General features: G+C 69.6%; 12 protein-coding genes. 5 read left to right on the top strand and 7 right to left on the bottom strand.

The genetic code is table 11. The annotated features are described in order from the left end of the window. Positions 1–151 precede the first annotated feature (151 nt). A complete protein-coding gene (locus QJS31_RS00580) occupies positions 152–1,549 on the top strand; it encodes an AarF/ABC1/UbiB kinase family protein (RefSeq protein WP_282784836.1) in 1,398 nt (465 codons plus the stop codon). A gap of 13 nt (positions 1,550–1,562) precedes the next feature. On the opposite strand, the gene QJS31_RS00575 is transcribed toward QJS31_RS00580, so the two are convergent. Both QJS31_RS00575 and QJS31_RS00570 read right to left on the bottom strand, forming a co-directional pair. After that, on the bottom strand, positions 1,563–2,249 hold the full coding sequence (locus tag QJS31_RS00575; protein WP_282784834.1) for a GAP family protein: 687 nt from the start codon (positions 2,247–2,249) through the stop codon (positions 1,563–1,565). Between the two features lie 58 nt (positions 2,250–2,307). Then, a complete protein-coding gene (locus QJS31_RS00570; RefSeq protein WP_282784832.1) occupies positions 2,308–3,504 on the bottom strand; it encodes an alpha/beta hydrolase in 1,197 nt (398 codons plus the stop codon). Between the two features lie 199 nt (positions 3,505–3,703). Here QJS31_RS00570 and QJS31_RS00565 point away from each other — a divergent pair, with 199 nt between their 5' ends. Together QJS31_RS00565 and QJS31_RS00560 are read left to right on the top strand one after the other, a co-directional pair. Further along, on the top strand, positions 3,704–5,494 hold the full coding sequence (locus tag QJS31_RS00565; protein ID WP_306355694.1) for a CocE/NonD family hydrolase: 1,791 nt from the start codon (positions 3,704–3,706) through the stop codon (positions 5,492–5,494). Positions 5,495–5,551: 57 nt separating this feature from the next. Beyond that, positions 5,552–6,295 (top strand): TetR/AcrR family transcriptional regulator, encoded by a 744-nt coding sequence (locus tag QJS31_RS00560; RefSeq protein WP_282783450.1) that lies wholly within the window; start codon positions 5,552–5,554, stop codon positions 6,293–6,295. A 10-nt stretch (positions 6,296–6,305) separates the two neighbouring features. Here the strand turns inward: QJS31_RS00560 and QJS31_RS00555 are convergent, their stop codons facing one another. From QJS31_RS00555 to QJS31_RS00535, 5 genes are read right to left on the bottom strand one after another with little or no spacing between them, the layout of a single operon-like run. After that, positions 6,306–7,373 (bottom strand): ferredoxin--NADP reductase, encoded by a 1,068-nt coding sequence (locus QJS31_RS00555; RefSeq protein ID WP_282783451.1) that lies wholly within the window; start codon positions 7,371–7,373, stop codon positions 6,306–6,308. Further along, complete coding sequence (locus QJS31_RS00550) at positions 7,370–8,308, bottom strand: SDR family NAD(P)-dependent oxidoreductase (RefSeq protein ID WP_282783453.1); 939 nt, start codon at positions 8,306–8,308, stop codon at positions 7,370–7,372. Before QJS31_RS00550 ends, QJS31_RS00555 begins: the two co-directional genes overlap by 4 nt. After that, positions 8,305–9,855, bottom strand: a complete 1,551-nt coding sequence (locus QJS31_RS00545; protein ID WP_306355693.1) for an NAD(P)/FAD-dependent oxidoreductase — start codon at positions 9,853–9,855, stop codon at positions 8,305–8,307. The genes QJS31_RS00550 and QJS31_RS00545 overlap by 4 nt, the downstream gene beginning before the upstream one ends. A gap of 27 nt (positions 9,856–9,882) precedes the next feature. Next, complete coding sequence (locus QJS31_RS00540) at positions 9,883–10,764, bottom strand: metal-dependent hydrolase (RefSeq protein ID WP_282783457.1); 882 nt, start codon at positions 10,762–10,764, stop codon at positions 9,883–9,885. 51 nt (positions 10,765–10,815) lie between these two features. Then, on the bottom strand, positions 10,816–11,661 hold the full coding sequence (locus tag QJS31_RS00535) for a metal-dependent hydrolase (RefSeq protein ID WP_306355692.1): 846 nt from the start codon (positions 11,659–11,661) through the stop codon (positions 10,816–10,818). A gap of 422 nt (positions 11,662–12,083) precedes the next feature. On the opposite strand from QJS31_RS00535, the gene QJS31_RS00530 reads away from it, so the two are divergent. Both QJS31_RS00530 and ilvD read left to right on the top strand, forming a co-directional pair. Then, a complete protein-coding gene (locus QJS31_RS00530; protein ID WP_282783459.1) occupies positions 12,084–12,416 on the top strand; it encodes a transglycosylase family protein in 333 nt (110 codons plus the stop codon). 179 nt (positions 12,417–12,595) lie between these two features. Then, positions 12,596–14,302, top strand: a complete 1,707-nt coding sequence (gene ilvD / locus QJS31_RS00525; protein ID WP_282783461.1) for a dihydroxy-acid dehydratase — start codon at positions 12,596–12,598, stop codon at positions 14,300–14,302. The last annotated feature ends 275 nt before the right edge of the window (positions 14,303–14,577 follow it).

The following is a 14,577-nucleotide window of genomic DNA, read 5'->3' as shown; positions in this document are numbered from 1 at the left end:
TCGCGCGCAGAACGCGCGGCGTCGCGCGCTGTACTTGCCGTGTGTGACTCGGCGTGCGTTCGCGTCGGGTGCCCTTTCGGTCGGTGTTCCGGGACAGCGGGGTGCGAGCCGACCTTTGACAGTGCGCCGCACCGGTGGTGACGATGGTGGGGTGGCCGATCGCATCCCGACCAGCCGGATCGCTCGCGCCCACCGACTCGGTCGGGCGGTGGCGCGAGAGGTGCTGCGCGACACCGGGGTTCGGCTGTCCATGGTGGGGCGGTCGGAGGAGTTGCGGGCGCGGCTGGCGGAGAAGCAGACGCTGCGGGCCGCCGATCAGCTGTTCACGATTCTCGGCGGGATGAAGGGCGCGGCCATGAAGGTCGGGCAGACCATGTCGCTGCTCGACCTGGACATGTTCCCGGAATCGCACCGGGAGCGTTTCCGGGAACGCCTCGCGGATCTGTGCGATCAAGCGCCGCGCATGCCCTTCCCACAGCTGCGTTCGGTACTGGAGGCCGACCTCGGGCCGATGCGGGAGGTGTTCGCCGAGTTCGACACCGAGCCGCTGGCGGCCGCGTCCATCGGCCAGGTCTATCGCGCGACGCTGCGGGACGGCCGCGCGGTGGCGGTGAAGGTGCAGTACCCGGGCATCGAGGAGGCCGTGCGCGCCGACCTGGAGAATCTACGGCTGTTCGCCGCCTTCTGGCGGCCCATGCTGCCCGCCCTCGCCGATTCCCGGGTGCTCGAGGAAGTCTCGCTCGCCATCACCGGCGAGCTGGACTACCTGGCCGAGGCGCGGGCACAGCGGCATATGGCCCATCGCTACCGCGATCACACCCTCGTACACGTGCCCGATGTCGTCGCACCCCTGTGCACTCGCCGGGTGCTGGTCAGCGACCTCGTGGACGGCCGGCCCTTCGTGACGGGGGCGGAACTGCCCGCGTCGCACCGCGAACGCATCGCCGAGATCGTCTACCGCTTCTATGTCGGCTCCCTCTACCGCGACAACGAGTACTGCGGCGACCCGCACCCGGGCAATGTCCTGCTCGGCGCGGACGGGCGCGTGGCATTCGTCGACTTCGGGCTGTTCCACCGCATGCGTCCCGAATACGTGCGCTTCGAAATCGACTGCGTCCGCGCCGCCGTCGAAGGACGGGCGGAGGATCTGCGCACCCTGCTGGTGCGCCGCGGCGTCATCGACCCGACCACGCCCGTCCCCGCCGAGGAATGCCTGGAGTACATCGCCGCGACCGCGTGGTGGAGTCTGGTCGACGACGAGGTCACGGTGACCGGCGATATCGCCACCACCGCCTTCGCCCGCGCCGTCGACCCCCGCGCCGACGCCGTCGTGCAACGCGTCGACAACCTGCCCGCCGAACACCTGTTCTCCCGCCGCGCCGAACTCATGACCTTCGGCACCATCGGCAGCCTGACCGCCACCAACAACTGGCACCGCATCGCCCGCGAGTGGATCTACGGTGACCCGCCGATCACCGCCGTCGGCCGTGAGTTCGCCCGGCACCGTGCCGAATCCCCCACGGATCCGTCGCCGGGTAGTGGTGCGTGAGCGGCGTCGGATCTCACCACAGCACCGCGTGGTGGCGTAGCGCGTCGATCACGAGGACGGCTCCGAAGATCAGGAAGAGCACCCGCACCGACGCCGGGCCGAACCGGCGCATGCCCCGGACGAGGCTCCGGTGGAACCGCCGGGCCCGCGCGGTCTCGCGGGTGGCGGTGAGCAGGACCAGCGCCGGCGGCAGCAGCGCGATGGCGCAGTATCCGATGATGATCAGCGGCCACAGCGCGGGTCTGGGGTCGCGTGCCGAGAGCATGGCCAGGGCCGCCAGATAGGGCACCGCCGTGGGGGCCTGCCCGAGACCGATGGCGATCCCCGCCAGCCCGAGCAGCCACGGCCGTCGCCGCGCCTCCAGCGCCCACGTCGGCACCGTCGCCGTCGTACTCCCGGAGATACGGACGGCCCCGAGTGCCAGCAGTACGATTCCCGCGATCAGCTCACCCCAGTACCGCAGCGTCGGCGTCACCGTGAAATCCACCAGGTCGGTGACGAAGCTCAACCCCAGTACCGTGCAGATGCCGAAAGTCGTTGTGACGGCGAAGACTCCGGCGAGGAAGCTGAGCACCCCGGGCACCGGCGAGCGCCGACCGAGCCGACTGTCGTAGATCACCGCCGTGGTGACGCCGACCATCAGCACGTCGAGCGAGTCCAGGAACGCGAAGCCCGCGAGGACCAGTAAAAAGATCAACATGTCCACATCGACGATACGGACGATCCCCGCCCAGCCCGCCGCGGCGACCCGGCACGGTTCAGGTGTGCTGGAAGCGCACCTCCGGACAGGCCGGGTGCGGGCCGTCCAGTAGCGGCTGTGCGACACCGAGCAGATGCCGATCGAAGAAGGCGCGGACGTAAGCGCGGGTGAGCTCCACCGCACGCGGCCCGGAGAGGGTGCTCGTCGTGGGCAGGCCGAGCAGGTCGGCCCCGCCGCCCAACTGCTCGACCAGCACGGGGCTGTCACTGAAGGTGAAGTGATCGGAACCGGTGACGGTCAGCCACCGCTTCCAGCCGTGCAGTGCCGCCCACATGGCGTCCCAGGTGGTGTCGGCACCGCCGGGCCGGTGCGTCTCGTCATCGGTGCCGAGCATCAGGAAGGCGCGGTCGCCGAACCCGTCCGCGGGCGCAGCACCGAAGAACGCGCCGTCCATATTCGCTCCGGCGCGCACCCATGGATCCCGCGCCATGGCCGCGGCGGCCGCGGCACCGCCGATGGAATGGCCCGCCATACCGATCCGGCTCGCGGCCACGTACCGGGCCGGTGGCCACGACGGCGCGGTCGCGGCCAACCGATCGAGCAGGAAGGACACATCGGCCGCCCGTGCCGCGGTGAGGGTGTCGAGCGTGCCCGGGGCGTCCACCGTCTCGCAGACCACGCAGGTGGCGATCCGTCCGTCCGGGAGTTCGGTTCCGGACGCCTCGTTGACGTGGTCGACCGCCGCGACCACATAGCCGTGCGAGGCGAGGTCCTCCGCGAGGGCGGTGAGGGTGTAGCGGGGTGCGCCGAATCCGGGCGACAGCACGACCAGCGGGTGGGAACCGTCGACCGGTGTGGCATCGGCGGCGCTGTTGGTACGGGTGGCGCCGAGCAGCCGGGCGGCCTCCGGGTCCGCGGGCGCGCCCTCGCGGCGCAGCAGCAACTCAGCTTCCCCGGGGGTCGCGTACGGTGCGGGCGTGCCGGTTCCGGGCTGCGCCGGGTAATACACGCTGACCATGAGCTCACGGTCGCGCTCCGGCGTCCAGGGGTCACGGCGGGTTGCGTCGACGAGGTGGTGCACGGTACGCCCGACGGTGAAATGACCTGTGGGAGCGGGCAATCGCGGCGCGGACCCGGTGGCGGAGGTCGGCTGTTCGACGGTGGGAGCCGAACCGCAGGCGGCCAGCGCGACCAGCGCGACCAGTATGGCGACGGTGCGACGCGAAGTCTCGCGCACCGATTCTGTCTTGATCACCGATTCGAGGCTAGGCAGAGGGCAGGCGCCGCACATCGACCCGCGGTGGTAGTGGGTGACGGGGTACTCCTCAGGGAGGTGTCGGGGTGATGTCCACCCGCGGTGCCGGTGCGGATCATCCGCTGGTGCGACGACAGTCCAGGATCGGATTCGTACTGTCGCAGCTGTCGATCGGACGTGACGGTGAGGAGATACGACCATGGTGGGTAGGCGCAGGCGGGCGGCGGCGGTCATGGCGATCCTCTGCGCGGGATGCGCTCGGTCCGAACCGGATTCGTCCGATCCGGCCGCATCCCGACTGTGGGGATATCTCGCCCTCGACGGCGGTGAACGCATCCGATACTCGGTGCTGCTGCCCGGCGGCGGCGGGCCGCATCCGGTGTTGGTGGAGTACGACGGCTACAGCGCCGGTTCCGATCCCGATATCGGAAGGGATTGGCTCGCCGAGGGTTACGCGATCGTCGGGGTGAACGTTCCCGGCACCGGCTGTTCGACCGGCGTGAACCACATCTTCGACGAGACCGTCGGCGCGGCCGGTGCCGCCGCTGTGGAATGGGCGGCGCGGCAGCCGTGGTCGAACGGCCGCGTCGGCATGATCGGCTACTCCTACTCCGGCTACAACCAGCTGTGGACCGCCGCGCAGCGCCCCGAGGGTCTGCGGGCGATCACGCCGAGCAAGAACGTCGCCGATCCCTACCGTGATGTCGGCTATCCGGGCGGCATCCAGAACGTCGGCTTCCCGGCCGACTGGTGGAACGGTTTCGCGGGCACCTGGCAGCACGCCGCCCGGCAGGCCGAACTGCTCGACGGCGACACCGAATGCGCGGCCGTCGCCGCCGCGAACACCGCCAACGCGCGGCGACCCGATATCGATATCACCGAATGGCTCGACAACGACCCGTACTTCGGCGACCGCTACGCGAGCAAGAGCGCGTATCTGCACACCGGCCGCATCGAGGTACCGGCGCTGGGTACCCAATCCTGGCAGGACGAGCAGGTCGGGCCGCGGGCCGGATACTACGAGGAGACAATGGATCCGGAGCGGATGTGGTTGATCAGCTCCAACGGCGACCACCACACCGACCTCACCGCACCGGACATCCACGCCGTGCTGAAACGATTCCTGGCTCACTTCGTCAAGGGCGAGGACAACGGATTCGATCGCGAGCCGCACGTGCGCTTGTTCCAGGAGATGCAGGTCGCCGCCGACGGTGAGAAGCCCCGGCTGACACCGACATCGGTCGCCGAGTTCGACCGGCTGCCGGTCCCGGTGACACCGATGCGGCTGTGGCTCCAGCCGGACGGGCGGCTCGACGCCACGCCACCGGCCCTGCCCGGCGCGTCCGCGCGCTACCGCTATCCGGACGCCGGGGCCGCCGTGAACGTTCCCGGCGACGGTGGCTGGAATCCGCCCGCCACCGGCGACGGGCAGCTCACCTTCACCACCGGAGCGCTGCCCGAGGACCTGAGCCTCTACGGCCCCGGATCGGCGGACCTGTGGCTGAGTTCGTCCGCACCCGATACCGACGTGCAGATCACCGTGTCCGAGGTGCGGCCCGACGGGCAGGAGATGTACGTCCAACGCGGCTGGCTGCGGGCCTCGCAGCGCGCCCTCGACCCGTCTCGTTCCACCGAGTTGCGCCCCTGGGGCGACTTCACCGCCGCCGCGGCCGCCCCGCTGGTGCCGGGGGAGCCGACCCCGCTGCGCATCGAGATCCAGAAGTTCGCGCATGTCTTCCGTGCCGGTTCCAGCATTCGCGTCACCATCGACACCCCCGCGCCCACCGGCTACTGGGTCTTCGGCACCCTCCCCACGCCCGCGGACAACACCGTCTGGTTCGAGCCGGGACGACCGTCGAGCATCGTCGTCGGCCACACCCCGTATCCGCACGCCGAGCGGTTGCCCGACTGCGCGACCACGGCCCAGCAACCCTGCCGTGCGAATACCGTCCCGGTGCCCGAGGGGCCGGGACCGGCCGCGCCGTCCTGACCCGATCACCCACCGCACCGGCCTTCGCGTACCGGCGGTATCGCATATCATGACGTCATGTCGGCCGCCGAGAAGAGGCTCACCCGTGGGGCGAAACGCACCGCGGCGGCCGGATCCCGTCCGGACGCGCGCACCGAGCGGTGGCGCGAACATCGCGAACAGGTGCGCGCCGACTTCGTGGACGCCGCGCTGCGGGCGCTGGCCGAACACGGGCCCGACGTGAGCATGGACGATATCGCGCGCGCCGCGGGCTGCGCGAAACCCAAGCTGTACCGCCACTTCGAGGACAAGACCGACCTGTACCTGGCCATCCTGGACCGGGTGCAGAGCATGCTGTGGGACCGCTTCCTGGAGCGGGTGAACCTCATGGCCGACTCGGTCGCCGACCTGCTGCGGATCGGGATCACCGAATACGTGGCCGTGGTCGAGGAGAGCCCGGAGGTGTTCCGCTTCCTGGTGCACGGGCGCATGGCCCAGCAGGCCGAGCAGCCCGAGCGCGCGCTCGATGTGGCGCAGCGCTCGGCCCTGCGGGTGGCGCGGTTGGTGGAGGAACGGCTCTCGGGTCAGCAGGTGGACACCGGCAGCCTGGAACTGACCACCTACGCCATCTTCGGGGCGGTGGGTTCGGCCACCGAGTGGTACCTGGGCGTCAACCGCTCGCGCGCTCGGATCATGACCGCCGAACAGTTCGCCGAACATGTCAGCACCATCGCGGCGGCGGTGCTGGACGCGGTGGCCCGGCTCAACGAGGTGGCGGTGGATGTGCGCAAACCCCCGCATCTCGCCTTCGCCGCGAACTGACACGCGGGCGCTACCGGTCGAAGCTGACGTGGACGTCCGCCGATTCCGGCAGCGTCTGGCAGGCCAGCGTCAATCCCTGGGCGAGTTCCTCGTCGATGAGCGCCTCGTTGCGCACCATGCGGGTGCGCCCGCGCCGCACCGCGCAGACGCAGGTGCCGCACGCGGATTCCCGGCACACGTAGGGAGCGTCGATGCCGTTGTCCAGCAGCACATCCAGCAGCCGGGCGGTGCGCGGCCAGCCGAGGTGATGGGTGCGCCCGTCGATATCGACCTCCAGGGCGGCGCTGTCGTCGCCCGCCCCGGCGGCGGGAGATGGCAGCGCGGCGACGGTGAGATGCGTTGGGGGAGTGGGGTCCTCGAACGGATTCGCGGTGAGCGACCGATACTCCTCCAGATGGACCTGGGCCGCGGGTACCCGCACGGAGGCCGCCGCCGACCGCAGCACCGTGGTGAAGCCTTGCGGCCCGCAGATGTACCACTCCCGGCGGCGATGCCGCCGCAGCAGCTCACCCACCCGCCGGGCGTTCGGCAGCCCCCGTTCGGCTTCGATCCAATGCAGCACCCGCAGCCGCCGCGGATACCGGCGCTCCAGCCGCGCCAGTTCGGCCGCGAAGATCACCGATCGCCGATCCCGGTTCGCGTAGAACAGCACGATGTTGCCGCGCCCGGCCGCCAGCACCGATTTCGCGATCGACAGCAGCGGTGTGATCCCGCTGCCCCCGGCGGCGAGCAGCAGTTCCCCGTCCAGCCCGCGCGGCCCGAAGCTGCCACCCGGCTCCAGCACGGTGATGAGGTCCCCGGCCCGGGCCGTATCGCAGAGCAGATTCGACGCGTAGCCGCCCGCCGTGCGCTTCACCGTCACGGCGAGCCGATCGTCCACATGCGGACTGCTGCACAGCGAATAGCAGCGCGCCACCGATCCGGTACGTTCGCTGGGAACCCGCAGGGTGAGGAACTGCCCCGGCCGGTAAGTGAACCGACCGTGCAGCTGCGACGGCACGCTGAAGACCAGGGTGTGGGCATCGGTGGTCTCCCGCACCACCGCCGCGATCTCGAGGGTATGCGCGCGCCCGCTCACCGCCCCACCCCCGCGGGTGTCGGCGCTCTGTCGGCGGTGACCGCCTGCCGGTCGAAGCGTCGCATCGCCCAGCCCGCCAGCCGTTCCAGGCGCTCGGTCGAGAACGGTTGGGTCATGCGGCGATTGACACCGGGAGCGATCCGCATGAGGGCGTAGCCCAGCCACGCCTCCGGCCGCACCGGCACCACGGCGAGGTCGTAGCGCACCGACCGCTCCACCGCACGGGCCACCTGGTCCGGGCTCAGTGGCGAGAACGGCAGCCGCTCGGCCACCTCCTGCGCGTGCCGGGCGAGTTCCCTGCCCCGCTCGACGACGGCCGGATCGAGGCCCACCGTCACGGCGTGTGCACCGATGCCGGTATTGATGAATCCGGGGCAGATGGCACTCACGCCGATGCCCTTGGGGCCCAGCTCCAGTCGCAGACATTCGGTGAGCATCTTCACTCCGGCCTTGGACACCGAATAGGCCGACATGACCGGGGTCGGGGTGAAGGCGGCCGCCGAGGCGATATTGACGATATGCCCACGGTGCCCGCTGTCGACCCACTGCCGTCCGAACACCCGGCACCCGTGCACGACCCCGAGCAGATTGACCCCGAGCTGGGTGTCCCAGTCGGCGGGCGCCATATCCAGGAACGCCCCGCCGACCACCAGGCCCGCATTGTTGACCAGCACGTCGGCCAGCCCGTAGTCGGCCAGGACGTCGCGGGCGAACTCCTCCCACGCCCACGGGTCGGTGACGTCGAGGCGCGCGGCGCTGGCGTGCTGGCCCCGGGCGTGGATCATGGCCTCGGTGGCGCGGGCGCTGTCGAGGTCGATATCGGAGACCACCACGTGGGCTCCGCGCCGGGCGAAGCGCAGCGCCACCGCCCGGCCGATCCCGCTGCCCGCCCCGGTCACCACGACGAGTTCGGGACGGATGTCGTTGAGTTTCATGCCGACTCCTCCAGGATCCGGTGCGGCCGGGGCGTGCCGGCCGGGGTGCTGTACCGGTAGTCGTCGAGGTCGTAATGACGGTTCTGCCAGTACATCTCGCCGTGGGTGGACGGCCGGAACGGCGAATCTCCGTGACTATTGATGTAATACGTATTCGAACCGTGGCAGGCCGGGGTGAAGAGGAAATTCTTCTCCTGTCGCCGCAGACATGCGGCGAAATATTCATCGTGCGCGGATCGACGTATTTCGCAGACGGTCTCACCGCGCCGTTTCGTTTCCGCGATGGCGCGACTCAGATGGGCGGCGGTGGCTTCGATCATCCAGATATACGAGCCGAGCACGAAACCGTATGGGCCGGTTATGGCGAACATATTGGGAAAGCCGGGTACCGATACCCCGTGATACGCCTGGAATCGATGTGTATCCCAGAAGTCGCCGAGGCTGAGCCGATCGCGACCGATCACCGGAAACGGCGGCACCGAATCCTTCTCCCACAGTTTGAATCCCGTGGCGCAGACGATGACATCCAAGTCGTGGCGGGTGCCGTCGGCGGTGACCACCCCATGCTCGTCGACCCGCTCTATCGCGTCGGTCACCAGGCGCACATCCGGTCGGTTGAAGGTGGCGAGGTAGTCGTTGGACATGGACGGCCGCTTGCAGCCCAGTCCGTAGCGGGGGATCAGCTGTTCGCGCACGCGCGGGTCGCGCACCTGCGACCGCATCCAGCGGCGTACCGGAATCTCGGCCAGCCGCCGTCCCGTGTCGGTGAGCCAGGCGGGGCCCACGACCATGCCGCCCATCCCGATCTCGGTGGCCAGGGTGCCGACCGCGCGAATGCCGGAGCGTAGCAATCGATTGCCCAGCACTGCCCGCCCCCACGGTCCCACGGCGGCGTCGGTCTTCGGGAACACCCAGATGGGGGTGCGCTGGAAGACGGTGAGGTGGTCCACCTCCGCGGCGATGGCGGGGACCAGTTGCAGCGCCGTCGCGCCGGTGCCGATCACGGCCACCCGCTTACCGGCCAGCGCCAGGTCGTGATCCCACAGGGCGGTATGCACCAGCGCGCCACCGAAGTCCTGCAACCCCGGGATATCGGGCATCTTCGGCCGCTCCAGGCCGCCCACCGCCATGACGACGAAACGTGCCGTGAGGGTGCGGTCGCCGTCGGTGCGCAGCCGCCACAGCCCGCCGTCCTCGTCGTACTCGGCTCCGGTGATGGTGGTGCCGAGCAGCAGCTTGCGGCGCAGCCCGTACTTGTCGACCATGCTGTCGGCATAGTCGCGCAACTCGTCGCCGGGGGCGAAGATGCGTGACCAGTCGCCGCGCTGCTCGTAGGAGAAGCTGTAGATGAAGGACGGAATGTCCACGGCCACACCGGGATAGGTGTTGGCATGCCAGGTGCCGCCGACCCGGTCCCACTTGTCCACGATCACGAAGTCGTGAATGCCCTTGCGTTGCAGTGCGATACCGGCTCCGATACCGCCGAATCCGGCGCCGACCACCACGACCTCGTGGTCGGCGCGCGGAATCTCCGGATGTGCGTTCATGATGGATCCTCTCCGGCGTTCGGTGGGTCAGCGGACCCGGTCGAGCAGCAGGCCGTCGTCGCCGAACAGCTCCCGCTGCCACTGCTGGACCAGGGGTTCGGTATCGAGGTCGTCGGGATGGAAGCCGGGCTTGAGGTACTCCCGGATCTCGGCGAGCAGCCCTTTGACCAGGGGGCCGCGCAGCACGCCGACGGCTTGGCGGGTGACCGTGACCGGCCGCCAGCCCTGCGGGTCGGTGAGGATGGACAGGCCCACCGCCAGCGCCATGAAGGGGATGATCCCCACATACGGGATGGTCATGACGCCGATCCGCACCGCCTCACCGCCGCCGGTGGCGCGGTAGACGTCGAAGGCGACCGACTTGTGCTCGAGCTCCTCCAGCGCATGCCAGTTCAGCAGATTCCGCACCTCCGGACTCGCGGTGGCGATCTCCTGGAGTTCCGGGCTGGTCAGCACGCGCCGTGCCAGCATGCTGGTGAAGTGCTCGGCCGCCGCGGTGGCCGCCAGGTGGACGTGGGCGGGCAGCAGCCGCTCGGCGCGGATCAGGGCTCGCTCCCGGCGGCTGCCCGGCGCGAAGTTCGGCACCCGGACCAGCACGTAGCCCATCCGGACCAACTGGTCGTTGAGCAGCCGATGCTGCTGTCCGTGCATGGCCTCCTGACCGATGAAGCCGGCGGCGCGCTTCTTGAGCGCCGGATCGTCGATCCGTCCGGACACCCGCCGCACCGAACGCACGAAGGAATCCTCACCGGGTGGGAAGGCCGCCGACAGCAGTGCCGTCAAATGGCTGAGCACGATATCGCCGTCGGCGAAATGCTTGCTCATGGGTTCGGGCTCGCCGAACCGGAATCGCATGCGGCGCACCGGGGGCGCACCGGTGGTGCGGGTGGGAAGCGTGGATCTGCTCATGATGAATCTCCGTTGATTCGCGGCGGTGTTCCGAGCGGTCCGCCGAGCCCGCTAGCGCAGGTGATCGCTGAGAACGCCGGTGTCGCCGAACAATTCGGCCCGCCAGCGATCCAGTAGTGCGGTGGTGTCGTTGTCGTCGGGATGGAAGCCCGGACGCAGGTACTGGGCGAGTTCGCGGCCCAGACCGCGCAGCAGCGGCCCGGTGAACAGCGTGTACGCCTCGCGGGCCAGCCGGGCCGGATGCGCTCGCGCGTAGTCGTCGCGGCGCAGCGACAGGATCAGGCCCACCGTGGTGAGCGGCAGGGTGAGCGCCAGCACGGTGGCCATGGTGGCGATGCGCATCCGTTCGCTGCCACCCACGGCCCGGTACACGTCGAAGGCGACCGATTTGTGCTCGATCTCCTCGACCGCGTGCCAGTTCAACAGGTTGCGCACCTCGGGGTCGCCCGCGAGCTCCTGGAGTTCGGGCCGGGTCAGCACCCGGGTGGCGAGCACGGTGGTGTAGTGCTCGGCCGCCGCGGTGCTCGCCAGATGTACCAGGTCGGGCAGCCGCTGCTCGATGCGGCGCAGGCGCTCGACGGCGGCGGGGGAGTCGTACCACTCGACGGGATAGCCCAGCTCGGCGAGCTTGCCGTTGAGCCGCCGGTGTTCCTGCCCGTGCATCGCTTCCTGGCCGATGAACCCGGCTACCCGCTTCTTCAGGCCCGGGTCGGTGATGTGGTCGGCGAACTTGCGGACCGAGCGGATGAACGATTCCTCGCCGGGCGGGAACCCCGCCGAGAGACCTGCGATGAAGTGGCTGAACACGATGTCGCCGCCCGCGTAGTACTTCGACATCGGTTCCGGATCGCCGAAGCGGAACCTGATCCGCCTGGTCTGGGGATATGTGGTGGTCATGGCGCACCTCGTTGAGCGAGTACCGCCGGTATGCGGTACTGCCAGTACGATAGCGTCTGAGACGGCTGTTGGGAAGCCCTCCGCGGGTTGACCTCGAGATCGTTATCACCGCATTTCGGTGACCTCGAACACATTGTGGTTTATTAACTACGGGAATGTAATTAAGCGCGACCCGCGCGATCATCTGCATAAACGGAGATCAGGTTCGAGCGTCACGCAAGTCAAATGCGAGTTATCGGTCCGTGATCCATCGTGATTGTTCCGTTATGGTCGTCGACGGCTCGGGCGAAGGCTGAGTCGGACTCGAACCGCCGTACACCGGTAACCCCCTCCCGCGGTCGAGATTCACCAAGACATTCCCTGGGGACGGGGACCCGGTAGTGCGAATTCACCGGGCGGCTGGGCGCAGGCAGGAATATCACATGCTTCGGAACCGCAAGTTCACCCGTATCGCTGGTACCACCGCCGTGCTGGGCGCGCTCGCCGCTGTCCCGTTCGGTGTTTCGACTGCTACCGCCTCCGCCTACAGCGGCAACTGGGACGCCGTCGCGCAGTGTGAGAGCGGCGGCAACTGGTCGATCAACACCGGCAACGGCTACTACGGCGGCCTGCAGTTCAGCCAGAGCACCTGGCTCGCCAACGGCGGCAGCGGCTACGCCCACAACGCCAGCCGCGAGGAGCAGATCCGCGTGGCCGAGAACGTGCTCGCCACCCAGGGCATCGGCGCCTGGCCGGTCTGCGGCGCGTACTTCTGATCGGTAGGCCCCGCTTACGGCCGGTCGGCACCAGCGCCGACCGGCAGCGTGGTGCCGATGGGCACGACACATCGACAGAGGTCCCGTTTCGCGCGGTGTGGCGCGGCGGGACCTTCGTCGTCGGCGCACCGGGGCGTGCTGGCGCGACTCGGCGGCCGCAGGGTGGATGATGGGGAACCGTGGCCGATCAGCAGAACACCCCGGACATCAAACCCCGCAGTCGCGACGTCACCGACGGGCTGGAACGGACCGCCGCCCGCGGCATGCTGCGTGCGGTGGGCATGGGCGACGACGACTGGGACAAACCCCAGATCGGCGTGGCGTCGTCCTGGAACGAGATCACGCCCTGCAACCTCTCCCTGGACCGTCTCGCCCGCGGCTGCAAGGACGGCGTCTTCGCCGGCGGCGGTTTCCCGATGCAGTTCGGCACCATCTCGGTCTCCGACGGCATCTCCATGGGCCATGAGGGCATGCACTTCTCCCTGGTGTCGCGCGAGGTGATCGCCGACAGCGTGGAGACCGTGATGCAGGCCGAACGGCTCGACGGCTCGGTCCTGCTGGCGGGCTGCGACAAATCGCTGCCCGGCATGCTCATGGCCGCCGCGCGGCTGGACCTGGCCAGCGTCTTCCTCTACGCCGGATCGATCCTGCCCGGTATCGCGAAACTCTCCGACGGCAGCGAGCGCGAGGTCACCATCATCGACGCCTTCGAGGCGGTGGGCGCCTGCTCGCGCGGACTCATGAGCCGAGCCGACGTGGACGCCATCGAACGCGCCATCTGCCCCGGAGAGGGGGCATGCGGCGGCATGTACACCGCCAACACCATGGCGAGCGCCGCCGAGGCGCTCGGCATGTCGCTGCCCGGCAGCGCCGCCCCGCCCGCGACCGACCGCCGCCGCGACGGCTACGCGCGGCGCAGCGGCGAGGCCGTGGTGGATCTGATCCGGCGGGGCATCACCGCCCGCGACATCATGACCCGGGAAGCCTTCGAGAACGCCATCGCGGTGGTGATGGCGTTCGGTGGATCCACCAATGCGGTGCTGCATCTGCTCGCAATCGCGCACGAGGCGGATGTGGACCTCACCCTGGACGACTTCGCCCGGGTCGGGCGGCGGGTGCCGCATCTGGCCGACGTAAAACCCTTCGGCCGACATGTGATGACGGACGTGGACCGCATCGGCGGGGTGCCGGTCATGATGAAGGCGCTGCTGGACGCGGGGCTGCTCCACGGGGACTGCCTGACCGTCACCGGGAAGACGGTGGCGGAGAATCTGGCGGCCATCGCGCCGCCGGACCCGGACGGTAAGGTGGTGCGGGCCATGGGATCTCCGATCCATCCCACCGGCGGCATCACGATTCTGCGCGGATCGCTTGCCCCGGGCGGGGCGGTGGTCAAGTCGGCCGGGTTCGACTCCTCCGTATTCGAGGGCACCGCACGGGTTTTCGATCGGGAGCGGGCCGCCATGGACGCCCTCGAGGACGGCACCATCGCGGCGGGCGACGTGGTGGTGATCCGCTACGAGGGCCCCAAGGGTGGTCCGGGCATGCGGGAGATGCTGGCCATCACCGCGGCCATCAAGGGCGCGGGACTGGGCAAGGACGTTCTGCTGCTGACCGACGGGCGCTTCTCCGGCGGCACCACCGGGCTGTGCGTGGGCCACGTCGCTCCGGAGGCGGTGGACGGCGGGCCGATCGCCTTCGTGCGCGACGGCGACCGCATCCGGCTCGATGTGGCGGACGGCCGGCTCGACCTGCTCGTGGACGACGCCGAGCTGAGGCAGCGGGCACGGGGATGGGAGCCGCTGCCGCCTCGGTATACGCGTGGGGTGCTCGCGAAGTACGCGAAGCTGGTGGGCTCGGCGTCCAACGGGGCGGTGTGCGACTGACAGCCGACGGCCGATGCGGCAGCGCCGTTCGCGGCGTTGACCGGGCACCCGATCCCCGCGGATGCGCTCGTCGGCCGTGACGAGTTCGACCGGCCCCTCCGCCGGGCGCGGTCCATCGGCGGCGGCTCTCGGGGCCGCCGCGCACGGATGCTCCGGTACCGGCACGGTCACGGGCGCCGGAGGGGTGTCGGCGTATGTCATCCCGCCAGCGGGGTCGGCCAGGTACGGTGCTGTGCTCGGGATTGCCGCGCGCGGCGGGGGCGACCGGGCTCGGT

Origin of the sequence: Nocardia sp. CC213A (assembly GCF_030766805.1) — a bacterium.
GTDB classification, from domain to species: Bacteria; Actinomycetota; Actinomycetes; order Mycobacteriales; family Mycobacteriaceae; genus Nocardia; species Nocardia otitidiscaviarum.
Note: the sequence above shows the minus strand (reverse complement) of the source record. Positions and strands in the feature narration are given on the sequence as shown.